At 64.9% G+C, this 23,453-nt stretch carries 20 protein-coding genes; 12 read left to right on the top strand and 8 right to left on the bottom strand.

Annotated elements, in window-relative coordinates; genetic code table 11:
• The first annotated feature begins 215 nt into the window (after positions 1-215).
• The 6 genes from KLP40_RS03255 (at position 216) to KLP40_RS03230 (ending at position 4,862) form a co-directional block, all read left to right on the top strand.
• A complete protein-coding gene (locus tag KLP40_RS03255) occupies positions 216-470 on the top strand; it encodes a 4a-hydroxytetrahydrobiopterin dehydratase (protein WP_215592183.1) in 255 nt (84 codons plus the stop codon).
• Positions 471-680: 210 nt separating this feature from the next.
• Positions 681-1,424, top strand: coding sequence for a 16S rRNA (cytidine(1402)-2'-O)-methyltransferase (rsmI, locus tag KLP40_RS03250; protein WP_215592181.1), 744 nt, complete (start codon positions 681-683; stop codon positions 1,422-1,424).
• Positions 1,414-3,111, top strand: a complete 1,698-nt coding sequence (gene lnt, locus KLP40_RS03245; RefSeq protein WP_215592180.1) for an apolipoprotein N-acyltransferase — start codon at positions 1,414-1,416, stop codon at positions 3,109-3,111. Before rsmI ends, lnt begins: the two co-directional genes overlap by 11 nt.
• A gap of 179 nt (positions 3,112-3,290) precedes the next feature.
• Positions 3,291-4,088, top strand: coding sequence for an inositol monophosphatase family protein (locus tag KLP40_RS03240; protein WP_215592179.1), 798 nt, complete (start codon positions 3,291-3,293; stop codon positions 4,086-4,088).
• A gap of 103 nt (positions 4,089-4,191) precedes the next feature.
• Positions 4,192-4,389 (top strand): FeoB-associated Cys-rich membrane protein, encoded by a 198-nt coding sequence (locus KLP40_RS03235; protein WP_215592178.1) that lies wholly within the window; start codon positions 4,192-4,194, stop codon positions 4,387-4,389.
• Between the two features lie 131 nt (positions 4,390-4,520).
• Positions 4,521-4,862, top strand: a complete 342-nt coding sequence (locus tag KLP40_RS03230; RefSeq protein WP_215592177.1) for a hypothetical protein — start codon at positions 4,521-4,523, stop codon at positions 4,860-4,862.
• A gap of 74 nt (positions 4,863-4,936) precedes the next feature.
• Here the strand turns inward: KLP40_RS03230 and KLP40_RS03225 are convergent, their stop codons facing one another.
• Together KLP40_RS03225 and KLP40_RS03220 are read right to left on the bottom strand one after the other, a co-directional pair.
• On the bottom strand, positions 4,937-5,878 hold the full coding sequence (locus tag KLP40_RS03225; RefSeq protein WP_215592176.1) for a mechanosensitive ion channel family protein: 942 nt from the start codon (positions 5,876-5,878) through the stop codon (positions 4,937-4,939).
• 188 nt (positions 5,879-6,066) lie between these two features.
• Positions 6,067-7,089 carry an SPASM domain-containing protein gene (locus KLP40_RS03220; protein ID WP_215592174.1) on the bottom strand — a complete coding sequence of 341 codons (1,023 nt, stop codon included), beginning with the start codon at positions 7,087-7,089 and terminating at the stop codon, positions 6,067-6,069.
• A gap of 245 nt (positions 7,090-7,334) precedes the next feature.
• On the opposite strand from KLP40_RS03220, the gene KLP40_RS03215 reads away from it, so the two are divergent.
• Positions 7,335-9,272 (top strand): vWA domain-containing protein, encoded by a 1,938-nt coding sequence (locus KLP40_RS03215; RefSeq protein WP_215592173.1) that lies wholly within the window; start codon positions 7,335-7,337, stop codon positions 9,270-9,272.
• Positions 9,273-9,694: 422 nt separating this feature from the next.
• Here the strand turns inward: KLP40_RS03215 and KLP40_RS03210 are convergent, their stop codons facing one another.
• Positions 9,695-10,474, bottom strand: coding sequence for a porin family protein (locus tag KLP40_RS03210; RefSeq protein ID WP_215592172.1), 780 nt, complete (start codon positions 10,472-10,474; stop codon positions 9,695-9,697).
• A gap of 533 nt (positions 10,475-11,007) precedes the next feature.
• On the opposite strand from KLP40_RS03210, the gene KLP40_RS03205 reads away from it, so the two are divergent.
• The 4 genes from KLP40_RS03205 to KLP40_RS03190 all read left to right on the top strand — a co-directional run bounded on the left by KLP40_RS03205 (position 11,008) and on the right by KLP40_RS03190 (position 15,401).
• A complete protein-coding gene (locus KLP40_RS03205) occupies positions 11,008-11,874 on the top strand; it encodes a prephenate dehydratase (protein ID WP_215592171.1) in 867 nt (288 codons plus the stop codon).
• Between the two features lie 12 nt (positions 11,875-11,886).
• Entirely contained in the window at positions 11,887-13,047 is a 1,161-nt protein-coding gene (locus KLP40_RS03200; protein ID WP_215592170.1) for a pyridoxal phosphate-dependent aminotransferase, read from the top strand.
• Positions 13,048-13,245: 198 nt separating this feature from the next.
• Positions 13,246-14,091 carry a prephenate dehydrogenase gene (locus KLP40_RS03195; RefSeq protein ID WP_215592169.1) on the top strand — a complete coding sequence of 282 codons (846 nt, stop codon included), beginning with the start codon at positions 13,246-13,248 and terminating at the stop codon, positions 14,089-14,091.
• 218 nt (positions 14,092-14,309) lie between these two features.
• Complete coding sequence (locus KLP40_RS03190; protein WP_215592167.1) at positions 14,310-15,401, top strand: chorismate mutase; 1,092 nt, start codon at positions 14,310-14,312, stop codon at positions 15,399-15,401.
• Positions 15,402-15,595: 194 nt separating this feature from the next.
• Here the strand turns inward: KLP40_RS03190 and KLP40_RS03185 are convergent, their stop codons facing one another.
• A complete protein-coding gene (locus KLP40_RS03185) occupies positions 15,596-16,732 on the bottom strand; it encodes a tetratricopeptide repeat protein (RefSeq protein ID WP_215592166.1) in 1,137 nt (378 codons plus the stop codon).
• Positions 16,733-16,945: 213 nt separating this feature from the next.
• Between KLP40_RS03185 and KLP40_RS03180 the strand changes: the two genes are divergently transcribed.
• A complete protein-coding gene (locus tag KLP40_RS03180) occupies positions 16,946-18,322 on the top strand; it encodes a lysophospholipid acyltransferase family protein (RefSeq protein ID WP_215592165.1) in 1,377 nt (458 codons plus the stop codon).
• A 47-nt stretch (positions 18,323-18,369) separates the two neighbouring features.
• On the opposite strand, the gene KLP40_RS03175 is transcribed toward KLP40_RS03180, so the two are convergent.
• From KLP40_RS03175 to KLP40_RS03160, 4 genes are all read right to left on the bottom strand, one after another.
• Entirely contained in the window at positions 18,370-18,993 is a 624-nt protein-coding gene (locus tag KLP40_RS03175; RefSeq protein ID WP_215592164.1) for a hypothetical protein, read from the bottom strand.
• Complete coding sequence (locus tag KLP40_RS03170) at positions 18,993-19,820, bottom strand: metallophosphoesterase family protein (RefSeq protein WP_215592163.1); 828 nt, start codon at positions 19,818-19,820, stop codon at positions 18,993-18,995. The genes KLP40_RS03175 and KLP40_RS03170 overlap by 1 nt, the downstream gene beginning before the upstream one ends.
• Before the next feature lie 248 nt (positions 19,821-20,068).
• Positions 20,069-21,724 (bottom strand): FAD-dependent oxidoreductase, encoded by a 1,656-nt coding sequence (locus tag KLP40_RS03165; RefSeq protein ID WP_215592161.1) that lies wholly within the window; start codon positions 21,722-21,724, stop codon positions 20,069-20,071.
• A gap of 204 nt (positions 21,725-21,928) precedes the next feature.
• Positions 21,929-23,308, bottom strand: coding sequence for a sensor histidine kinase (locus KLP40_RS03160; protein WP_215592160.1), 1,380 nt, complete (start codon positions 23,306-23,308; stop codon positions 21,929-21,931).
• Positions 23,309-23,453 lie beyond the last annotated feature (145 nt).

Genomic DNA, 23,453 nt, shown 5'->3' with positions numbered 1-23,453 from the left:
CGATAGAAGCGTTGCCAGCCCGTGCGAGAGTGCGATAAAGTGTCAGCCACGAAATAGAAGGTAGAAAAGTGAGGGAAGGCGGAGAAGCGCTTGCCACAAAGCTACCAGTCGGCACTCGATTAAGAGAATTTTGTGAAACCCGGAACCACTAGCGGCCGCGGCCCGCGTTTACCCGCCGCTGGTTACCTTGCAGCCCCACCAATTCTGCCTGCCTGATGTGGACTGAACAAGACAACGCCCTCTGCCGCACCTTCCGCTTTACCGACTTCAAAATGGCCTTCAGCTTCATGAGCGACGTGGCGGAGGAAGCCGAATTCCAAAATCACCACCCCTGGTGGAGCAACGAGTACAACACCGTCAGCTTCCGCCTGCGCACCCACTCCGCCGGCAACGTCATCACCGACCAGGACCGCAAACTGGCCGCCTCCATCGACATCCTGGCCGCTGAGTACGGTGGGGAAGAGGCGTAGGCTTTTAGTTGTTGGTTGTTGGTTTTTGGTTGTCGGTAAAAGAACGTCATCCTGAGCGGAGCGAAGGAACTCGCTTGAAGCCGTTCGTCTTGGTTGCAGATTCAGCACGTGAGATTTCACGGCTTCGTTCGGAGTGACGTGCTGTTTTCCTGCAGCCAACAACGCAACACCAACAACGGACAACCAACCACCGACAACTACCTTTGCGGTATGTCAGAAACTACGCCTACGCTGCTTTACCTCGTGCCCACGCCCATCGGCAACCTGGAGGATATCACCCTGCGGGCCATTCGGGTGCTGGGCGAGGTGGATACGGTGCTGGCCGAGGATACCCGCACCAGCGGCCGCCTGTTGCAGCACCTGGGCCTGAAAAAGCCCATGCTCAGCTACCACCTCCACAACGAGCACCAGCAGGTGCAGCGCCTGCTGGAGCGCCTGGGCAAGGGCGAAACCATGGCCCTGGTGTCCGACGCGGGCACGCCCGGCATCTCCGACCCCGGGTTTCTGCTGGTGCGCGAGTGTCTGGCCCGCGGCCTGAAGGTGGAGTGCCTGCCCGGGGCTACGGCCCTGGTGCCGGCCCTGCTCAAATCGGGCTTTGGGGCCGAGCGGTTCACGTTCGAGGGGTTTCTGCCCGTGAAAAAGGGCCGCCAGACCCGCCTCAAGGAGCTGGCCCAGGAAACCCGGACCATGATTTTCTACGAGTCGCCGCACCGGATTGTGAAAACCCTGGAGCAGCTGGCCGAGGTGCTGGGCCCCGAGCGGCCGGCCTCCGTGAGCCGGGAGCTGACCAAGCTGTTCGAGGAAACCGTGACGGCCCCGCTGGCCGAGCTGGCCGCCAACTTCGCCGCCCGCGCCGCCATCAAGGGCGAAATCGTGCTGGTAGTGCAGGGCCGCGAAAAGGAAGAGCGCCTCAAGGAAGACCGTTACAAAAACGCCGCCGACCGTGACGAATAACCTCCCCCCGGCCCCGGCCGCTACCGGCCGGGCATACTGGCTCCCGAGCCTGCTGGCCCTGCTGAGTGCCGCCCTGCTCTGGGCTGGCTGGCCGGTGCACCCGGCCCCGCTGGCCCTGCTGCTGCTGGTGGCCTGGGTGCCCTACCTGCTGCTGGAAGAGCGCCTGACCCAAAGCGGGGCCAGCGGCTGGAAAGTGTGGCGCTACGGCTACCTCACGCTGGTGCTCTGGAACCTGCTGACCACCTACTGGGTCAGTTTCAGCACCCTGGGCGGCGGCATCACGGCCGTTATCTGCAACGCCCTGCTGATGAGTTTGCCCCTCTCGGCCTTCTACCACACTAAGAAGCGCTTCGGCCCGAAGCTGGGTTATCTGGCCCTGCCCATTTACTGGATAGCCTTCGAGCAGCTGCACCTGCACTGGTTTCTCACCTGGCCCTGGCTCACGCTCGGCAATGGCTTTGCCCAGGCCAACCAGCTGGTGCAGTGGTATGAATACACCGGCTTTCTGGGTGGCTCGCTCTGGATCTGGGTGGTGAATCTGTGCGCCTTTGGCGTAATTAGAAATGAAGAATTAAAAGTTAAAAATGAAGCTCTTGCGAGCAGTAAAGAGCGGCAACGTTTAGCTTTTAATTCTTCATTTTTAATTGCCGCGCTGGCGGCCACTCTGCTGCCCATCGGGCTTTCTTACCTGATTGGGAGCCGCTACCAAGAGAAGGGGGAGACGGCCGAGGTGCTGGTGATTCAGCCCAACGTGGACCCGTTTCTGGAGAAGTTCGAGGGCACACCCAATTTCATCCCCCACGACCAGCAGCTGACCCGCCTGCTCAGCCTCACTGAGCAGAACCTCACGCCCCAAACCCGGCTCGTGCTCTGGCCCGAAACCAGCCTCGACGAAACCTACTTCGAGACGACCATTGAAACCTACCCCAAAATCCAGCGCCTGCGCAGCTTTTTGGGCCAGCACCCCGGCCTGGACCTGGTGACGGGCCTGACTACGGTGGGCCAGTACGGCCCGGCCAAGGAGCAGGCCAGCCCCACCGCCCGCTTCCGCCAGGACCTGGGCTACTACGACCTCTTCAACGCGGCCCTGCACCTGGGCAGCGCCACCGGCCCGCTGGCCTTCTACCACAAAAGCCGTCTGGTGCCGGGTGTGGAAGGCGTGCCGCCCTGGCTCTCGATGTTCGTCATCGACCTCGGCGGTTCGGCCGGCGGCCTGGGCTCCCAGCCCGAGCGCAGCGTGTTTCAGGCGGCCCCGCCGGTCCTGCGCGTGGCCCCGGTCATCTGCTACGAATCGGTGTACGGCGACTTCGTGGGCGAATACGTAGCCAAGGGTGCCACCCTCATCGGCGTCATCACCAACGACGGCTGGTGGTCCGATTCGCCGGGCCACTCCCAGCACCTGCAGTACGCCACGCTCCGGGCCATTGAAACCCGCCGCGACGTGGCCCGCTCGGCCAATACCGGCATTTCGGCCTTCATCAACCAGAAGGGCGAAATCACCCAACAAACCGGCTGGTGGGTGCAAACGACCAGCCGCGCTACCGTTCACCTCAACACCGAGCTCACCTTCTACGTCCGCCATGGCGAACTGCTCGGCCCCGCCTGCCAGGCGCTGGCGATACTGCTGCTGCTGGCCACGGCCGGCGCCGCCGCAACCGGCCGGAAGCGGGTATCAGTGGGGGCGTAAACAAAAGAAACTGTCATGCTGAGCGAAGGCGGAGCCGGAGTCGAAGCATCTCTACTGCAATGGTAATTCTGCCGACTGCAACGAAGCGGAAGAGATGCTTCGACTTCGGCTCCGCCTTCGCTCAGCATGACGGTCTTCCATCCCAGGCACTAACAACGAATCACGAAGCACGAAACCGAATGGATTACAATCAGATCAGCTTTCAGCTCGCGGCCGTGACGCGCCACGCGGGCCAGTTCATCCGCCAGGAAGCCGCTACGTTTGACCGCAGCCACATCGAAAATAAGGGCGTCCACGACCTGGTTTCCTACGTGGACAAGGAAACCGAGAAGCTGCTGGTGGCCGGGCTGCGCGAGGTGCTGCCCGAGGCCGGCTTCATCACCGAAGAAGGCACCGAGGGCGCCGAGCGGGCCGAGGAGTTCAACTGGATCATCGACCCACTCGATGGCACCACCAACTTCGTGCACGGCCTGCCGGTGTACTGCGTGAGCGTGGGCCTGATCCGGGGCCAGGAGCTGGTGGCCGGGGTGGTGTACGAGGTGGTGCGCGACGAGTGTTTCCGGGCTGCCAAGGGCGCCGGGGCCTTCTGCAACGAGCAGCCCATCCGCGTTTCCGACGTGCCCGACCTCAACAGCTCCCTCATCGCCACCGGCTTCCCCTACACCGATTTCGGCCTCATGAACGACTACCTGCAGGTGCTGGGCGCCTTCATGCGCGGCTCCCACGGGGTGCGCCGCGTCGGTTCCGCCGCCGCCGACCTGGCTTACGTGGCCGCCGGCCGCTTCGAGGGATTCTTCGAGTTCAACCTGAATTCCTACGACGTGTCGGCCGGCATTCTGCTGGTGCGCGAGGCCGGCGGCCGTGTTACGGAGTTCCTGGAGGATGGCGACCCGCTCTTCGGGCGCGAAGTGGTGGCCAGCAACGGCCTCGTGCACCAGGAAATGCAGGACCTGATCGGGCAGGTCTGGCGCAAGTAAGGAACCAGGAAAGAACGTCATTCCTCGGCAAGCTCGGAATGACGTTCTTCCTACAATCCTGATTTGCGAACCTCCACCCCCTTCGCCCTGTTACCTTTGCATCATGTGGATTCAATACCTCATCATCGCCCTGTTGTTTGCCGGGGCGGCCTTTTACGTGGGCCGCATCTTCTGGCGGGCCTTCGATAAGCGCCAGACGGGCTGCGCCAAAGGCTGCGGCGGGGCCTGCTCGGTTATCGACGTAGACCAGTTGCAGCGCACCATTGAGCTGGCTGCCGCCGAGGCGGGGGCAGGGCGGTAGCCGGACGCTTTCTTTCCGGCCAGGCATAACCCGCCCCCGTACCGGCTACGTATAGCCCGGCACGGGGGCGTTGCTTTCGCCGCCCGCCAGACCTCTCCGCACCTCTCCATTCCCTAAAAATATCGTTCGCCATGCAGGACAAAGAAGAAGAACGCTCGCTCGTTAACGTAGAGCGCAAACTGAACGCCGACGGCTTCACGGCCGATTTCCGGGTAACCGAAGGCCGTCTGTTCCCAATGGGCGACGACCGCGCCAAAGGCTACGCGCCGGAGGAAGTAACCATCGTGGATTTCTACCGCTTCGAGGGTGAAAGCAACCCCGACGATATGTCCATTCTCTACGCCATCCAGACGGCCGACGGCGTGAAAGGCACTATCTCCACGGCCTACGGCACCTACGGCGACACCGACGTGGACAGCTTCCTCAAAACGGTGGAAGACCTGGGCAAGGACCTCGACAAAAGCCACAAGTAGGTCACTGCTGACGTATAAAAAGAGCCCCGCCGGACGAATCCGGCGGGGCTCTTTTTAGTGCGGTAGAACGTCGATTATTCGGCCGACTGTTCCGGCCGGGCCGCTGGCTCCGGGGGCGTTTGGGGGCGGGTGAGCTTCCGGCTGACCTGCTCCAGCAATTCGGGCGAAATATCGAGGGTGCGGATGGGGAAGGGAATCACGATGCCGGCCGCGTCGAAGGCACGCTTGATGCGCAGGATGGCCTCGCTCTTGGCCCCCACGTAATCGACCTGGCGGCGGTAGGGAATCCAGAAGCGCAGCGTGAAGTTGATGGCACTGTCGCCGAAACCGGTGAACATAACCTCCAGGGGGCGGTTGGTGAGCATCTCGGGGAAGCCCTGCATGCACGCCAGCACCACCTCGCGCACCCGCTCCAGGTCGGAGTCGTAGGTCACGCCGCACTCCACATCTACCCGGCGCTGGGTGGTAACGGTGTAGTTGATAACCGAGCTTTCGAACACCTTGCGGTTGGGCACCCGCACCAGCTCGCCGGTGACCTGCCGCAGATCGAGGGTGCGCAGGTTGATGCTTTCAATGGTGCCGAAGTAGGATTCGGTCTGAATGACGTCGCCCACCGTGAAGGGCCGCTGGATGGCGATGATGATGCCGCTGATGAAGTTGGCCGCAATGTCCTGAAACGCAAAACCCAGCGCCAGCCCGATAATCCCAACGCCGGCCAGCAGTGACGTGACCGTTTTATCGAGGCTCAGCACTTCCAGGGTGAAGAAGATGCCGATCAGCAGCACGCCCACGTGGGCAATGGTGGCCACCAGGTTGTTGAGCGTGACGCTGTGCGACACCCGGGGCAGGAACCGCACGATAAACCGCCGGGCCATCTTGGCCGCGAAGTAGGTGACGGTGAGAATAACAACGGCGATGAGCAGGTTGGGCAGCAGCAGAATCAGCTGCTGCATCCAGCGGATCAGCTTGCCCGAGAGCAGGTTAAAGGCGCGTTGAAAGTCAGTTAATCCGAACATGAACGGGGAATGTGGTGAAAGCGCCGCGGGCCGTGGCCGGACGTACTACGGAAACGAAGCCAGCCGGCCGGGGTTGTGCACGGCCCCGCCAATAGCGGGCCAGTCGGTCAAAAGGTAGATAAACCTTTCCGCCCGACCGAATTACTTTTCCAAGGGCAGTAGCGCAAACTGTGTAGTTCGCGCTACTGCTACCCCCACACTTTGGTGCCTTCGGAGCAGTTGCGGCACATGTCAATCTGGTCGCGGCCCTTGAGCAGGGAGGCGCGGAACTGGCGGTATTTGGGGCCGTGCCAGAGCTGGCGGAAGGTTTCGGTTTTGAGGTCGCCCTGGCGGTATTCGGCGTCTTTATCGAAGCAGCAGGGCACTACGAGGCCGTCCCAGGTAATGACGCAGCTGTGCCACATTTTCCAGCAGTGGTTGAGCAGCTTGTTCTTGAGATTCCAGGTGCCGTCGCCCTGGTTTTCGTAGCGCGAGTAGTAGTCGATGGTCGGGATGAGGGGGGAGCCGTGCTGGTAATCGTAAATCTGGGCGGTTTTAAACCACACGTCGTCCACGCCCAATTCCCGGGCCAGGGCCTTGGCATCGGCAATCTGGTGCTCGTTGGGCCGCACCACCAGAAACTGGAACACAATGCGCGGAGTGCTCGATTTCAGCTCCCGGCGCCACTTCACCACGTTGCGGGTGCCTTCGAGCACCTTGTCGAGCTTGCCACCCACGCGGTACTGCTGGTACACGTCCTGGGTGGTGCCGTCGAGGGAGATGATGAGCCGGTCAAGGCCCGATTCCACCGTGCGGCGGGCGTTCTGGTCGGTGAGGTAGTGGGCGTTGGTGCTGGTGGCGGTGTAGATGCCCTTGTCGGCGGCATACTGCACCAGATCCAGAAAGTTGGGGTGCAAATACGGCTCGCCCTGGAAGTAGAAAATCAGGTACCAGAGCCGGGAAGCCACCTCATCGATGGTAGAGCGGAACAGCGCGTCGGGCAGCATGCCGGTGGGCCGCGTGAAGGAGCGCAGGCCGCTGGGGCACTCGGGGCAGCGCAGGTTGCAGCTGGTGGTGGGCTCGAAGCTGAGCGCCACCGGCAGCCCCCAATGCCGGGCCTGGCCCGTGGCCTTGCTCAGCAGGTAGCTGCCCACCACCTGGGCCCCGTTCCAGAGGCGGCGGGGCGTAGCTTTCGACAGGAAGTTGAGCGAATCAGTGAGCAGGGAAGGCATAGGTGGGGTAAAGGTACGGCGCTTGCGGGGAGCCGGCGGTAAGCTGGCTGTCATCCTGAGCGGAGCGAAGGACCTTGAGCCAGCGGCTATCAGGTGGCTCAAGGTCCTTCGCTCTGCTCAGGATGACAGATGATGGGCAAGCAGTTAAAATTTTTTCCCGGCCCGTGTGGAATCCCGCCGGGGCGGGCATCAGCTAAGCAGAACCCGGCCGGTTCGCTTTGGTTCCACGCTATTCTGCTTCGCTGATGAGAAATTTCTGCTACCTCGTGCTGGCGGCCGGGCTGCTGCCCGCCCGCTTCGCCCCGGCCCAAACCGCCCCCGCGCCGGCCACCGCCGTGACGCCGGCCACCTATTCCGTCACCGGCCGCGTCACGGACCGCGCCACCGGCCAGGGCCTGCCCGGCGTGACGGTGCTCGTGAAGGGCACCACCATCGGGGTGAGCACCAACCCCGATGGCACCTACACCATCCAGGTGCCCGCCGCCGCGAAAACCCTGGTATTCACTTCCATTGGATTTACAACCAAAGAAGTGCCGCTGACCGGCCAGCGGGTGGTGGAGGTGGGGTTGGCTACTGATTCGAAGGTGCTGAGCGAGTGCGTAGTGGTAACGGGCGGCGCTTTGCAGGGACGGGTCGCCGGTGTCCAGATACGGGGAGCCGCTAAAGTAAAAGGAGGCCGCAACCGCCGCGCCGCCGACCAGGCCGGTTACTCGCAACCCTACTTCCCAACTCCCCGCCCCGAGCCTGGAGCGGGCGAAACCTATGCCAGCGTGCAGGAAAACGGTTTCCACGCCGCCCAGAAGGAACCGCTGAGTACCTTCAGCATCGATGTGGACGCGGCCAGCTACAGCAACGTGCGCCGCTTCCTGCAACAGGGCCAGCTGCCCCCGCCCGACGCGGTGCGGGTGGAGGAAATGCTCAACTACTTCCAGTACGACTACGCCCCGCCCGCCGCCCCGGCCCCCGAGCCCTTCCGCGTGATTACGGAGCAGGCGCAATGCCCCTGGAATCCCGCCCACCAGCTCGTGCAGGTGGCCCTGCAGGCCCGCCAGGTGCCCACCGAGCAGCTGCCGCCCGCCAACCTGGTGTTTCTGGTGGATGTATCGGGCTCCATGCAGGGCGACGACCGGCTGGGGCTGGTGCAGCAGGGCCTGAAACTGCTGGTGAAGGAGCTGCGGCCCCAGGATAAGGTGGCGCTGGTGGTGTACGCCGGCGCGGCCGGCACCGTGCTACCGCCCACCGCCGGCTCTGAGAAAGCCGCTATTCTGCGGGCCATCGACAACCTGACGGCCGGGGGCTCCACGGCCGGGGGCGCGGGCCTGCGCCTGGCTTATGACGTGGCCCGCCAGAACTTCAACCAGCAAGGCAACAACCGCGTGATTCTCTGCACCGACGGCGACTTTAACGTGGGCGAGCAGAGCGACAGCGCCATGGAGCGCCTCATTGTGCAGGAGCGCGAGTCGGGGGTGTTCCTGACGGTGCTGGGCGTGGGCCAGGGCAACTATCAGGATCAGAAGATGGAGCTGCTGGCCGATAAGGGCAACGGCAACTACGCCTACCTCGACAACCTCGACGAGGCCCGGCGGGTGCTGGTACGGCAGTTCGGGGGGACTTTGTTCACCCTGGCCCAGGACGTGAAGCTGCAGGTGGAGTTCAACCCGGCCCGGGTGCGCGAATACCGCCTCGTGGGCTACGAAAACCGCCTGCTGGCCGCCGAAGACTTCAACAACGACCGCAAAGACGCCGGCGAGCTGGGCGCGGGCCACACCGTCACGGCCCTCTACGAAATCGTGCCCGTAGGCGCGCCCGCCACCGTCGATGCACTCAGGTACCAGCCCGCGCCGCCCACCCCGGCGGCCCCGGCCTCGGCCGAATGGCTGACCGTGAAGCTGCGCTACAAGGAGCCCCGGGGCCAGGTCAGCCGCAAGCTGGAAGTGCCCCTGACCGGCGCGGCCCGGCCCCTGGCCGAAGCCAGCGAAAACCTGCGCTTCGCGGCGGCTGTGGCCCAGTTCGGGATGCTGCTGCGCCAGAGCGACTACCGCGGCACGGCCACCTACGCGGCCACCGCCCAGCTCGCCGACGGCGCCCGCCGCTTCGACCCCGAGGGTTACCGCGCCGAGCTGGTGCGCCTCGTAAGGCTGGCCGAGGGGCTGCACCCCCAATCCGCCTATGGCACCCGGTAACGTCGGGTGCCCCGGTCCGCCCCCTGCGGGGCCACCCCGACAAATAATTTCGCCTGATTCTGTACCGATTAACCATAAGGCGGCCAGGCTCATGCAACCATAATGCCCCGCGCCGGGCTCCTGCTGACAGCTGCGCTGTACACTACCTGCCTGGCCCTGGCGTTTTGCCCTAACCAGAACCCGGCCCGGCATTCCCGAAGGCGGCCCACTTCACTCACAGACGGCGGGCGGAACAGGTTGCAGCCACTCCGCCGCCTACGCCGCCGGACCGCCTTCGGCTTTTATCCCGATTGGGGTGTTTATCGTTCGTGTTGAACAGCTTATAACGCCAAACGGCCCCGCGGATTAACCGTGGGGCCGTTTGGGTTTCTGCTCGGAATGAGGTTCATTTTCTCACTTCTCACTTCTCACTTCTCACTTCTTTAGAAAGAGTAGTTGAGTGAGGCTTTGATGACGCGGTTCTGGGCGTCGAAGTTGTTGTTTTTATCGAGCGACGAGAGGCCGTAGTCGTAGCCGGCGCTCAGGCCCAAGCCGTTCTGGAACTGGTAGCCCAGGCCACCTACCACCCCAAAATCGACGGTGCGCAACTGGTCTTTCACGTCGAAATCGGTGTTGAGGGCGTTGAAACCGAGAGCTCCGGCCTGCACGCGGGCCTTACCCGAGAGCAGCAGCGAGGCCTGGGGACCGGCGTACACATACAGCCCGTCGGTGATATAGGCCTTGGCCAGCACCGGAATATCGAGGTAGGCCAGGCGGCCGGTGGCGGTAACTTTGGCGTTCAGGAAATCGAACTGCTCCAGCGGAATGCGGCCGGTGAGCACGGTGCCTTTCTCGGAGTAGCCCAGGCCGGGCTCAATGGCGAAGCGCGGGCCCAGGGGTAGCGTGGCGTAGAGGCCGGCGTAGAAGCCGGGCCTCATTTCCTGGGTCAGGGCGCCGTTGGTGTACTCCGCCAGGTCGTTGAAGGTGTTTACCGCGTCGCCCGATACATCGGCCACGTTCACGCCGGCCCGGATGCCGAATTTCACGCCCTCGGTAGCCGAGGAGGAGGAATAGGAGGGCGTGGTGCGCACCGGGCGGGCCTGGGCCGGGCCCGTGTATTTGGGTACGCGGTGGGTGGTAACCTGGGCTTCGGAAGCCGTGGCAAAAGCCGAAATCAAGAGAGTAGCCGCGGCCAGGCGGCCGAAAAGTCGCTTCGTATTCATGGTCAGGAAGTTTTGGAAGGAAGGTCCGGCCGCCGCGTTGCGCAGGATGGGTAGCCGGTTACGCAGAGGGTGTATTGCAAAACCGTGCCAATTTTCGGGCGTTGGCCACTCAGTGGCACGTCTATGGCGCTTATGAAAAGTGTAAGTATTTGTAAATCATCTGGAAAAACAAAGAAGTGGAGGCATGCTGCAAGCGCCGGTGAATTGGTGCGGTTGGTGCTTGGGATGGTGGCGGCCGAGCGTTTGTTCGACCATTTTCTTCCGGTTTGGATTTGGAAATACCAACTTCGGGTCCCACCTTGCCCCCAGCAAAGCCCCCTACTTCTCATGCTACAGCCCACGGCCCGCTTCTTTTTTAGCTATTACTTCTACTACCTGCCCGGTAGTCGAGCGGCCGTCCTGTAGCATTTCTAACCGAAATTTCCAGCGCCTCCCGACACCCCCGGGAGGCGCTTTTTTTGTGCCCACTGCCCAGCCCATCTTTCCCCGCCCAAACGTCAACTCACCATCTCACCACTTCACCATCTCACCACATGGTTGCCATTCAGGGTTTCGAAGGAAGTTTCCACCAGATAGCCGCCCGCCAGCACTTCGGCGCGGAGGTGGCGGTGCTGCCCTGCGCTACCTTTAGCGGGCTGGTGCAAGCCGTAACCCAGGACCGCGCCCGCGCCGCCGTGATGGCCATTGAGAACTCCATTGCCGGCAGCATTCTGCCCAACTACACGCTGCTGCGCAAGGCCGGCCTGCGGGTGGCGGGCGAGGTGTACCTGCACATTCGGCAGCACCTGCTGGCCCTGCCGGGCCAAACCCTGGCCGACATCCGGGAGGTGCACTCCCACCCCATGGCCCTGCTGCAGTGCGCCGATTACCTGAGCCAGTACCCGCATTGGAAGCTGGTGGAAACCGAGGATACGGCCCTGAGTGCCCAGCACATTCGGGAGCAGCAGCGGCCGGGCGTGGCCGCCGTGGCGGGCCAGCTGGCCGCCGAGCTGTTCGGGCTGGAACTGCTGGCGGCCGATATTCACGCCGAGCCCCACAACTACACCCGCTTTCTGGTGGTCACGCGGCCCGAGGATGCCTCCACCGAAGCCCACCCCACCAAGGCCTCGCTCTACTTCGAGGCCCCGCACGCCGCCGGCAGCCTGGCCCGCATCCTGACGGCCGTGGCCGGGCAGGGCGTGAACCTGAGCAAGCTGCAGTCGTGCCCGCAGCCGGGCCGCACCTGGCACTACTTCTTCCACGCCGACCTGGAGTTTGACGACCCCGCCCAGCTCACCGCCACCCTGGCCGCCCTGGCCCCGCTCACGGAAGGCCTGCAACTGCTGGGCACTTACCGGCGGGGGGCGGCGCGCCATCCTGCCGAGGAGCAGGCGGCCCAACTTCTACTTCAACCCTCCTAACTCCCCACTGCCATGCGCGTTGCCAGCCGACTTGAGCCCATTCAGGAATACTACTTCTCGCAGAAACTGCGCGAGATTGAGGGCCTGAATAAAGCGGGAGCTCAGATCATCAACCTGGGCATCGGCAGCCCCGATATGCCGCCCCATCCCAACGTCATTGCGGCCCTCACCCGCGCGGCCGCGTTGCCCAATACCCACGCCTACCAGGGCTATAAGGGCGTGCCCGCGCTGCGCCAGGCCATGGCCGACTGGTACCAGCGCCAATACGGCGTAACGCTGGATGCTGACACGGAAGTTCTGCCGCTGCTGGGCTCCAAGGAAGGCATTATCCACATCAGCATGACGCTGCTGGAAGCTGGCGACGAGGTGCTGATTCCGAACCCCGGCTACCCGGCCTACCGGGCCGCCGCCCACCTGAGCGGGGCCACGCCCCTCGACTACGACCTGACCGCCGAAACCAACTGGCTGCCCGACCTGGAGGCCCTGGCTGCCCGGGACCTGAGCCGGGTGAAGCTCATGTGGGTGAACTACCCGCACATGCCCACCGGCACGCCCCCGCCGGCCGGCTTCTTCGAGCAACTGGTGGCCTTTGCCGCCGCCCACGACATTCTGCTGGTCCACGACAACCCCTACAGCTTCATCCTGAACACCGAGCCGCCCCGCAGCCTGCTGGCGGTGCCGGGGGCGCGGGCAGTGGCCCTGGAGCTGAACTCCCTGAGCAAGTCGCACAACATGGCGGGCTGGCGGGTGGGCCTGCTGGCGGGCCGGGCCGATGTGCTCCAGGAGGTGCTACGCTTCAAGAGCAACCTCGACTCGGGCATGTTCCTGCCGGTGCAGCTGGCCGCCGTGGAAGCGCTCAACCTCGACGACACCTGGTACCAGGAGCTCAACGCCCACTACCGGGCCCGCCGCGAGCTGGTGCTGGAACTGCTGGCGCTGCTGGGCTGCCGGCCCGAACCCCACCAGGTGGGGCTGTTCGTGTGGGCGCGGGTGCCGGCCCAGTACCCCGACGCCTACGCCCTCAGCGACGAGGTGCTGCACCAGGCCCGGGTGTTCCTGACGCCGGGCGGCATCTTCGGTAGCAACGGCAACGGCTTCATCCGCCTGAGTCTGTGCCAGCCGGTGGAAGTGCTGCACCAGGCCCTGGCGCGGGTACGGGCGGCGGTGAAATAGTGAGGTGGTGAAATAGTGAACTGGTGAGTTGATGTTCGGGCGGCGCTATCGGCGCGAGTTGCGCTGCGAGTACCGCCCGTCAGTTCTCCGTTTCCCACTTCTCACTTCCAATTAACCCTGCACGTAGACCGCGCCACTGGCGCAATTAGGCCCCCCAAACATCAAACTCACCACCTCACTATTTCACCACCTCACCTAATGGTCGTCACCATCATCGGAATTGGCCTGATTGGCGGGTCGTTGGCCCTGAGTCTGAAGGAAACCGGGCTGGCCCACCACATCATTGGCCTCGACCGGAGCCCGGAAAACCTGCGGCAGGCCGTGGCCCTGGGCCTGCTCGACGAGCCGGCCCACGACCTGGCCGAGGCCGTACGCCGGGCCGACCTGGTCATCGTGTCGGTGCCCATGGATGCCATGCTCACGGTGCTGCCCCAGGTGCTCGACGCGGCCACTGGGCGGCAAACGGTTATCGATGTGGGCTCGACCAAGGCCCTGCTGCTGAGTCGGGTGGCCGGCCATCCGAACCGGGCCCGCTTCGTGGCGGTGCACCCCATGGCCGGTACCGAGTACTCGGGGCCGGAGGCGGCGGTGCCGGGACTGTTCCGGGACAAAACGCTGGTTATCTGCGACGCGGCGGCCAGCGCCCCCGACGCCGTGGCCCGGGTGGAGGCCGTGTTCGGGCGGCTGGCCATGCGCCTGGTGTACATGGATGCCCCGGCCCACGACCTGCACACGGCCTACGTCTCGCACATTTCCCACATCACGTCCTTCGCCCTGGCTCTCACCGTGCTCAAAAAAGAGCAGAGCGACCAGCAGATTTTCGCCCTGGCCAGCGGTGGCTTCGAGTCGACAGTACGCCTGGCCAAAAGCTCGCCCGATATGTGGGTGCCCATCTTCCGCCAAAACCGCGACAACGTGCTGGATGTACTCGATGAGCACCTGCGCCAGCTCCAGCACCTGCGCCACCTCATGGCCGCCGGCGACGACGACGCCCTGTACGAGCAGATTCAGCAAGCCAACCGAATCAAGAAAATTTTGAAATGAAGAGAGGTGAAATGAGGGGGCAATAAGAGCGTCATGCTGAGCTTGTCAAAGCATCTCTACCGCTTCGTTGTAAGGCTGATTCAGCTTCAGGATGACCACTGCGGTAGAGATGCTTCGACTTCGCTCCGCTGCGCTCAGCATGACGTTCTTTTCCTTTTCCCAATCCGCCATCATCTTCCCTTCCCCATCCAACCCCGCAAAACTCAACCAACCAACCCATGTCTCAACCGCAAACCGCCGCCGAAACGGCCGCTACCCCCAACTTCCCCGGCAAAAAACCGCTGATTATTTCCGGGCCCTGCTCGGCCGAAACCGAGGAGCAGCTGATTGAAACCTGCACCCAACTGGCCGCCACGGGCAAGGTCGACATGCTGCGGGCCGGCATCTGGAAGCCGCGCACCAAGCCGGGCATGTTCGAGGGCATCGGCACCAAGGGGCTGCCCTGGCTCCAGAAGGCCCGCCAGCTCACCGGCCTGCCCACCACCGTGGAAGTGGCCACGCCCAAGCACGTGGAGGACGCGCTGGCCTTCGAGGTGGACGTGCTCTGGATTGGGGCCCGCACCACCGTCAACCCCTTCTCGGTGCAGGCCGTGGCCGACGCCCTGCGCGGCACCAACGTGCCCGTGTTCATTAAAAACCCCGTGCATCCCGACCTGGAGCTATGGCTGGGCGCGGTGGAGCGGCTGGCCAAGGCCGGCGTGAAGAACATCGGCCTGATTCACCGCGGCTTTGCCAGCTACGGCAACACCGAATACCGCAACGCGCCCATGTGGCATCTGCCCATCGAGATGAAGCGCCGCCTGCCCGAGCTGCCCATCATCTGCGACCCGAGCCACATCTGCGGCAACCGCACCGGCCTGGCCGCGGTGGCCCAGAAATCCATCAACCTCGATTTTGACGGGCTGATGCTCGAATCGCACATCGACCCCGACAACGCCTGGAGCGACGCCAAGCAGCAGGTGACGCCCCAGCGCATGGCCGAGCTGCTCGACGGCTTGGTGTGGCGCCACGAAACCACCGACCAGCAGGAATTCCTGACGGTGCTGGCCCAGCTGCGCGAGCAAATCAACCAGCTCGACGACGAAATCCTGCACCTGCTGGGCCGCCGCATGCAGGTGGCCGAAAGCATCGGTACCTACAAGAAGGAAAACGACATCACGATTCTGCAAACCAGCCGCTGGAACGAAATCCTGGAGCGCGGCATGCAGAAAGGCGACCAGCTGGGCCTCACCCACGACTTCATCCGCAAGTACTTCGACGCCGTCCACCTCGAATCCATCAACCGCCAGAACCGGGTGATGAGCAAGTAGAAGGGATGGTTGAATGGTTGAAGGGTTGGACGGTCGAATGGCTGAACTGTCATGGCGGGCAAGGCGAAGCAGTGCGTCCTGCACGCAATCTGAAGCCTTGAAAAACCCGAAGCCCCCGGCGTGCTCACGTCGGGGGCTTCGGGCTTAGGCGGCTATTGGGCGCCGGAGCAGTCCGTTGATGGCCTTGGCATGCGCTATTCCGTTTTCGGCGAAGTGGCGGCCTTGTCTGCGGCAGGCTTAGCGGGCTCGCTCTTCTTCTTGTCCTTGGCCTTTTTGCTGGCGGGCTTTTTGGGCGGGTTCACCTCAGAGGTTTCCACAGACTTTTCCGGCGCGGGCGGCGTCTTTTCGGCGGCGGGCTTTACCGATTCAGTTTTTGCTGGTTCGGGCGTGGCAGGAGCTGCTGCTGGTTTTTCGGGGGCTTCGGCAGAGGCCGGGGCGGCTTCCTTCGTTGGTTGGGCCTGGGCAATGCGCTCCTCAATCTGAGCCATCAGGAAGCCGGCGTCCTCCTTGTGGGGAGCATCGGGGAAGAGGAACTGGGCGCTGCGGGCGTGGTAGCGGGCCTTTTCCAGGTCGCGCAGCTCCAGCAGCACGAAGGCCAGGTTGAGGTGGACGGTGGGGTTGTTGGGCCGTAGTTGCAGGGAGCGTTCGAAGGGCGGGAGGCTCTCTTCAAACTGCCCCAGGCGCTGGTAGGCGTAGCCGAGGGCGAAGTAGGAAACGTAGTCGCCCTGGCCGTGGGCGTGGGCTTCCTGGTAGGCCAGGATGGTGCGCCGGAACACCTCGTCCTCGCCCAGGCCCTGCTCGGCGCAGTCGCACTGCTGCACGGCGTAGAAGTAGTCGCCCAGGGCGCGGGCGAGGCGGTAGTTGTCGGGGTGCTGCCGGCGCAGGCGTTCCAGCACCTGGCGTACCGCAAACCGGTGCCGGGCGGTGTCCTGGTTGAGCAGCCGCAGGCTGTCGGGGGCCGGGTCGGTGAGTCGGAGGTTGCGGAAGGCGAAGCGGGTGAGGCCCTCGGTGGCGGTGTAGTAATTCAGGGCCAGACTGGCCTTCTGCACCACCACGGCCGGGTTGGTATTGGTTGAATCGAGGCGTTGCAGCAGCTGCCAGGCGCTTTCGTAGCGGCGGTCCAGCTCCAACTGCCGGGCCTGGCGCAGCCCCTGGCGTTGGGTGGCCAGGGTGGCCGCACGGACTTTGGCCGCCGCCTGGGAAGCCACTGAATCGGAAGTCGCCATGGTAACCGGGGCCGGGGACCGGGCCGCCGGCACGGTGGCCGACTGAGCACGGGCGGGCAGGGCGCTTGGCAGGAGCAGAAAAAGCAGCAGCGGCAGACGGTTCATCACGGGCAAAGATGCGGGAATTTGACTGGTTGGCGGACCGGCCCCACAGCCGGGGTATTTCCGGCGGCCGGCCCCCGGAAAAGTCTGATTGCCGCGCGAATTGGGTTGGCCATGCGGGCGGGAAGGGCGAATTACGCTTCCGAAGCCGGGCCGCGGCAACTCTGGCGGCCCCGCGCAGTACAATTCCCACCGAAATCTGCTTTTCTTGTAGCCATGCTTTTCTACACGGTCATGAAGCCCCTGGTGCAGGTGGCGTTGCGCGTTTTCTTCCGCCAGCTCGAAATCCGCCACCGCGAGCGGCTCCAGGCGCCGGGGCCGCTGCTCATTGCCAGCAACCACCCCAACACGCTCATGGATCCGCTGGTGGCCGCCGTGAACCGCCGCCAGCCCATTGCCTTCCTGGCCAAAAGCACGTTTTTCCAGAACCCGGTGCTGCGGGCCATCATGGAATCGGGCAACTCCATCCCCATCTACCGCCGTCAGGACCTGGAAACCGGGGCCGAAACCCTCACGCCCGCCCAGCTCGAAGCCCAGAACGAAAAGGCCTTTGGCCGCTGCTACGACTACTTCGACCGGGGCGGCACCATCATGATTTTTCCCGAGGGCACCAGCGTGTCGGAGCGGCGGCTTCGGCCCCTCAAAACCGGGGCCGCCCGCATCGCGCTGGGCGCCGAGGCCCGCCGCGACTTCCAGATGGGCCTGCACATTCTGCCCATCGGCATCAACTACTTCGACCCCCAGCGCTTCCGCTCCGACGTGTTTATGAACGTGGCCGAGCCCATTCGGGTAGCCGATTACGCCCAACAGTACCACCAGGACCCCGAGGCCGCCGCCGAGGCCCTGACGGCCGAACTCCGCCGCCGCCTCGAGCAGCGCCTCGTCATCACGCGCACCGATGAGGAGGACGAGCTCATCACCCAGGTGGAGCGCACCTTCGGCCAGCACCTGATTCAGGACGACGAGGAAACGCTCTACGACAACTTCCAGCTCAGCCGCACCCTGCTGCGGGCCGTGCGCTACTTCGAGCACCACGACGCCGGCCGCGTGACGGAGGTGGAGCAGAAGCTGCGCGCCTACCACCAGCGCCTGAGTGCCTTGCGCCTCACCGACGATGCCCTGGAAGCCCGTGGCCCCGCCAGCACCCGTCCGCGCCGGGCCCTGGAGGCGGGCCTGCGGCTTACGCTGGGCTTCCCGTTCTACCTCTATGGCCTCCTCAATAATTACTTACCGTACCGGATTCCGTCCCTGGTAGCGCGCCGGGCCACCAAGGATGTGGAGTTTGTGGCACCCATCATGCTGGTGGTGGGCATGCTCAGCTTCAGCCTGTTCTACCTGGCCCAAACGGCCCTGGTGCACTACCTCACCCGGCACTGGGGCTGGACGCTGCTCTACCTGCTGAGCTTGCCGCTGTCGGGGTTTTACGCCCTCAGCTACGCCAGCAACCTGGTGGAGCGCCGGCGGCGGCTGCGGGCCCTGCGCCTGTTTGGGCGTGAGCGGGGCCTCATGGAGGACCTGCTGCGCCAGCGCAACGAGCTGCTGCGGCTGCTGCGCGAGGCCCAGGCTGCCTACCTGGCCCGGCGGACCAGTTGACCCGCCCCTGAGCGGGGCGGGTTACGCAGGGGCATCAGCTAACAGACTTATAGATCCAGCTTCAGGCCCAGGGTCAGGGTCAGGATGTCGTGGGGGCCCAGGGCCTGCCGGTTCTGCACGTAGCTGAGCAGGTACAGGTCGTTGGTGCCGAGCTCGTAGTAGCCTGAGAGGTTGCGGCGGCGGCCGGTGGCGGTGGCCGGCAGGGCGTAGCTCAGGCGGCTGCCCAGCAGCGGGCCCACCCGCATGATGTTCGAAAACCAGTAGTAGTCGTCGGGGTACTGGCCGGGTTTGCCGGGGTTGCGCAGGCCGTGAGTGTAGCTGCCGTACACGCCCACCGACAACGGCTTGACCGTCAGGCGGGAGGTGAGCGGCAGCGTCCAGGGCGAATACAGGAGCTTAAGCGTGGCAATGGTCAGGGTGGTACCGGCGTGCTTGCGGGGCACGTAGCCCACCAGCACGTCCGCGTCCAGCCGGTCGCGCAGAAAGGCGTAGCCAACCCCGGCAGCTACCATCCCGACGCCCCCGCCGGTTTGCACCAGCACGTGGCGGGGCTGGTACCAGCGCGCTCGGGGCACTGGTGCGGCCGCCTGCACCGAGTCGGGAAGGATAGGGCCGGCCTGCGGGGCCAGCGGGGCCGCCAGCAGGGCGGCGCAGAGAAGGGACTGCAACATTAGAAATCCACGTGCTTAAGTCGGAATTCCTTGTCGCCCCACACCGTCACAACCAGGTAGCGGCGGCGCTCGAAAGCATAGGAATTGATGTAGGTAACGCCGTCGTTGAACGGCTGGCTCACGCTGTGGCTGTGGCGGTGGCCGTTCATTTCAAATACCAGACGCGGGTCTTCGCGCAGGGCCTGGGCGTACGCCTCGCGCAGGGTTGGGTCAAAGTCGCCATCCAGGGGCGGCACGTGGGAAAGTACCACGTGGCGGCGGGCGGCGGGGTCCCGCAGCTGGGCACTCACCCAGTCCATATCGGGAATGCGGCCGTTGAAGTTGTACTCGCGGCCGTTGGTGTCGGTCATGATGAACTTCGTGTCGCCGTAGGTGAACGAGTAGTTGCGGGGGCCGAAAATCCGCTCGTAGGCCTCACCGCCGTTGGCCACCAGGTCGTGGTTGCCGATAACGGTGAGGTAGGGGATGCGCAGGTGCCGCAGCTGGTCGTCCACCCAGCGCATCTCGCGGCCCAGGCCGAAATCGGAAATGTCGCCGGCCACTACCATGAACTGGACGTCCGGCTGCTGATTAACGCTTTTCACCAGATCCTCGACGTCGTCGTAAAAGCGCTGCGAGTCGCCGGTGAACACGAAGCGCAGGGTGTCCTGAGCGGGCAGGGGAGAGGCGGCCAGACGGGCCAGGTTTTTGGCCGTCAGGTCGCGCTGGTGGCTGGGGGCACGGTGGTCGTTGGGGCTGAACTCAATCATTTCGCAGGCGCTCAGCCAGCTGCCGGCCGCCAGGGGCAGCACCGCCCGGGTAAACAGGTTTCGTAAAAAAGGGGACATACTCCGCAGCACAAAGGGCTCTAAACACCGCCGGCTACCAGCCGGGAACGGGCCTGTATACCAAGTATGGCCCCCGGAAGTTTATGGCCGCAAAAATTCGGGTGGTCCGGCCCGGTCGGCTTGCGGGCGGGCGTTTCCGGGCCGGACCCCGCGCAAAGGGGCCGCAGCCCGGAAAAGCCGCCCGGACCACGCGCGTGCGGCAAGCCCCGGTTTCCGCGAAAAAATGTGCATAAGCGTTTCGGACCGGCTTACTCGTCGAGGTACTGGTGCACGAATTTGATGGCCATGCTGCCCTCGCCCACCGCCGACGCCACCCGGGCCATGGCCCCGGCCCGGCTGTCGCCGGCGGCGAAGATGCCGGGCACGCAGGTTTCGAGCAGGTAGGGCTCCCGGCGCGGATGCTTCCAGGTAGTGGCGTAGCGCGGGTCCGTCAGCAGGTCGCGGCCGGTGAGCAGGAAGCCCTTGCCGTCGCAGACCACCGTATCGCACACCCATTCGGTGCTGGGCCGGGCCCCGATGAATACGAACAGCGCCCGGGCCGGCCGCCGCTCCACTTCGTCCTGCCGGCGAATCACGACTTCCTCCAGGTGGTCCTGCCCGCAGACTTCCGCCACCTCCGTAAACGGCAGCAGCTCAATGTTGTCGGTCTGCCCGATCTGCTCGATGAGGTAAGCCGACATGCTGGCGGCCAGGCTTTCGCCCCGGATCAGGATGAACACCCGGCGGGCGTAGGTGGCCAGGTACATGGCGGCCTGCCCCGCCGAGTTGCCCCCGCCCACGATGTACACGTCCTGCTGGTCGCAGGAGCGGGCCTCGGTGCGGGCGGCCCCGTAGTACACGCCCGCCCCGCTCAGGCGGTCGATGCCGGGCACGTCGAGGGTGCGGTAGCTCACGCCGGTCGTCAGCACTACGGCCCGGGTGCGCACCTCGCTGCCGTCGCTGAGGGTGAGCACCTTGTAGCCGTCCTGCACGCAGAGGTTGGTGACTTCCTGGGGCGCCAGAATTTCGGCCCCGAGGCGCACGGCCTGGGCCCAGGCCCGGTGGGCCAGCTCGCTGCCGCTCAGGCCCGTGGGGAAGCCCAGGTAGTTCTCGATGCGGGAGCTGGTGCCGGCCTGGCCGCCGGGCGTCTGGCGCTCAATGACCAGGGTTTTCAGCCCCTCGGAAGCCCCGTACACACCGGCAGCCAGCCCGGCCGGCCCGCCTCCAATCACCACCACGTCGTACAGCTCCCGCGAGGCCTGCACCGTGAGGCCGATGCGGGTAGCAACTTCCGTGGGCGTGGGGTTAGCCAGGGTGGTGCCATCTTGCAGAATGACCACGGGCAAATCGGCGGCGCGGAGCTGCTTGCGGGCCAGCAGGGCCTGGGCCTCGGCGTCGGTTTCGAAATCCAGCCACTGGTAGCTCACCAGGTAGCCCGCCAGGAAATCCTTGAGCTCGTGGGAGCGGGGCGACCATTGAAACCCAATCAGGCGCACGCCCCCGAACGGGGGCTTATAGGCCCGCTGCCAGGCCGCCAGCAAATCGTGCAGGGTGGGGTAGAGGAGCTGCTCGGGCGGGTCCCAGGGCTTCATCAGGTAATGGTCGAGGCGGGCCGAGTTGATGGCCCGGATGGCGGCCTCGGTATCGGCGTAGGCCGTGAGCAGCACGCGCTTGGCATCGGGGAAGAACTCCCGGGCCCGGGTGAGCACCTCCACGCCCTCCAGGCCCGGCATGCGTTGGTCGGCCAGAATCAGGGCCAGGGGCTCTTCCCGCTCGTGCAGCTCCCGGATGGTAGCCAGGGCTTCCTCGCCCGAAGCGGCCCGCAGCACCCGGTAGTCGCGCCGGAATTCCTGCCGCAGGTCCCGCTCAATGGCGCTGAGCACCTGCGGGTCGTCATCAATACACAGCAGTACGGGCTTTTTCATGGGTGGGGGTCTGGGGTATTGCGGGCAATGAGAACGTCATGCCGAGCGCAGTGAAGCGGAGCCGAGGAATCTCGCGTGCTGACGTTGCGAAGGTATGCCACTCATCAGCAGTTACCAGTACAACGTCAGCACGCGAGATTCCTCGGCTCCGCTGCGCTGCGCTCGGAATGACGTTCTTTTTCACTCATTCACTCATTCACTCATTCACTCACTCACCGGGAGCCAGATGCCGAACTCGGTGCGGCCGGGCTCCGACTGCACTTGCAGGCGGCCGCCGTGCTGCTCCACAATGCGCAGGGCAATGTCGAGGCCCAGGCCGGTGCCTTCGCCGGCGGGCTTGGTGGTGAAAAAGGGCTCTAGGATGCGGGGCAGCACCTCGGCGGGGATGCCGGGCCCGTTGTCGAGGATGAAGACGCGCACGAACTCGTCCTGGGCGCGGGTGCGCACCGTGATGGTGCCGCCCGGCGCCAGGGCATCCAGGGCGTTGTCGAGCAGGTTGGTCCAGACCTGGTTGAGGCTGCTGACCTGGCCCCTCACCAGCGGCAGGTCGGGGGCGTAGTCGCGCTCCACGGTGAGCTGCTTTTCGCGCAGGGCATAGCCCAGCATATTCAGGGTACTTTCAAGGCCCGCCTGCACGTCGAGGGGCGCGAAATCCTGGCCCCGGTCCATGTGGCTGTAGGTTTTCACGTTGGCCACCAGCGTGCTGATGCGGGCGCCGGCCTCCTGCACATCCTGCACCAGCCGGCGGGCCGTGAGCTGGGTTTCCAGCCAGGCCAGGGCCGCCGGGCGCGCGTCGGGCTCCCAGTCTTCCAGCACCGTTTCGAGGGTGGAAATGGTAAGGCCCGCGTCGAGCAGGCCGGCGGCCAGGTGGTAGCCGTCGGGGGCGCCCTGGTTTTCCAGCCAGTCGGCCAGCTCGTCCTCGGCGTCGGCGCGGGCCAGGCCGCTCAGGGGCGAGGCCGTGGGCGGGGCGGCGGTGAGCCGGGTGAGGGCATTGAGGGCCACCGAGGTGGGGCAGTGCAGCATCAGGGCCTGGAGCAGGTCGGGGCGGGCCTGGAGGTTGCGGGCCAGCCCCTGGGCGGCGCGGGCAATGGCGGCGGCGGGGTTGTTGAGTTCGTGGGCCAGCCCGGCCGAGAGCTTGCCCAAGGCCCGCAGCTTGTCGTCGCGCTCCTGGGCGCGGGCTTCCAGACGGGCCCGGTCGTTCATGGCGCTTACCAGGCGCTGCACCAGCTCGGGGCTGACCTGCTCGAGGGCCGCAAACTGGTGGCGGGGCAGCAGAAACAGCTTGGTTTCGCCCACGGCCACGCTTTCGCCCTTTATTACGCGCAGCCGCGAATAGGGCAGTACGCCCCCGATCTGACCGGCGTCGAGGCGGAAAACCGGCTCCCGGTTGCCCCCGCGCACGGTGTAGTACTGCAGGCCCCCGGCCAGTACCGCCAGCAGGTGTTCCGCCTCGTCGCCGGGGCGGCTGACCACGGTTTCGGCCGGGTACGTGCGGTGCTCCCCGTGCTCGGCCAGCCAGGTGAGCACCTCGGGTGGCAGGTCGGCCAGCAGGGCAATGCGGGTCAGGTGGTCGGGCAGGAGCATGGCGGGGCGAGGTAAAGAGGACAATTAAGTATGCTAACTGCCAACTCCTGCCTTCGGTTGGCCGGGGGGGGCAGAACCGCCGGCGTAAAAAGGGCCGGCCTCCAGCTCGTATGGCCCGCAGAACGGAACAACGGACTGGAGGCCG

Origin of the sequence: Hymenobacter piscis (assembly GCF_018760735.1) — a bacterium.
Lineage (GTDB): Bacteria > Bacteroidota > Bacteroidia > Cytophagales > Hymenobacteraceae > Hymenobacter > Hymenobacter piscis.
Note: the sequence above shows the minus strand (reverse complement) of the source record. Positions and strands in the feature narration are given on the sequence as shown.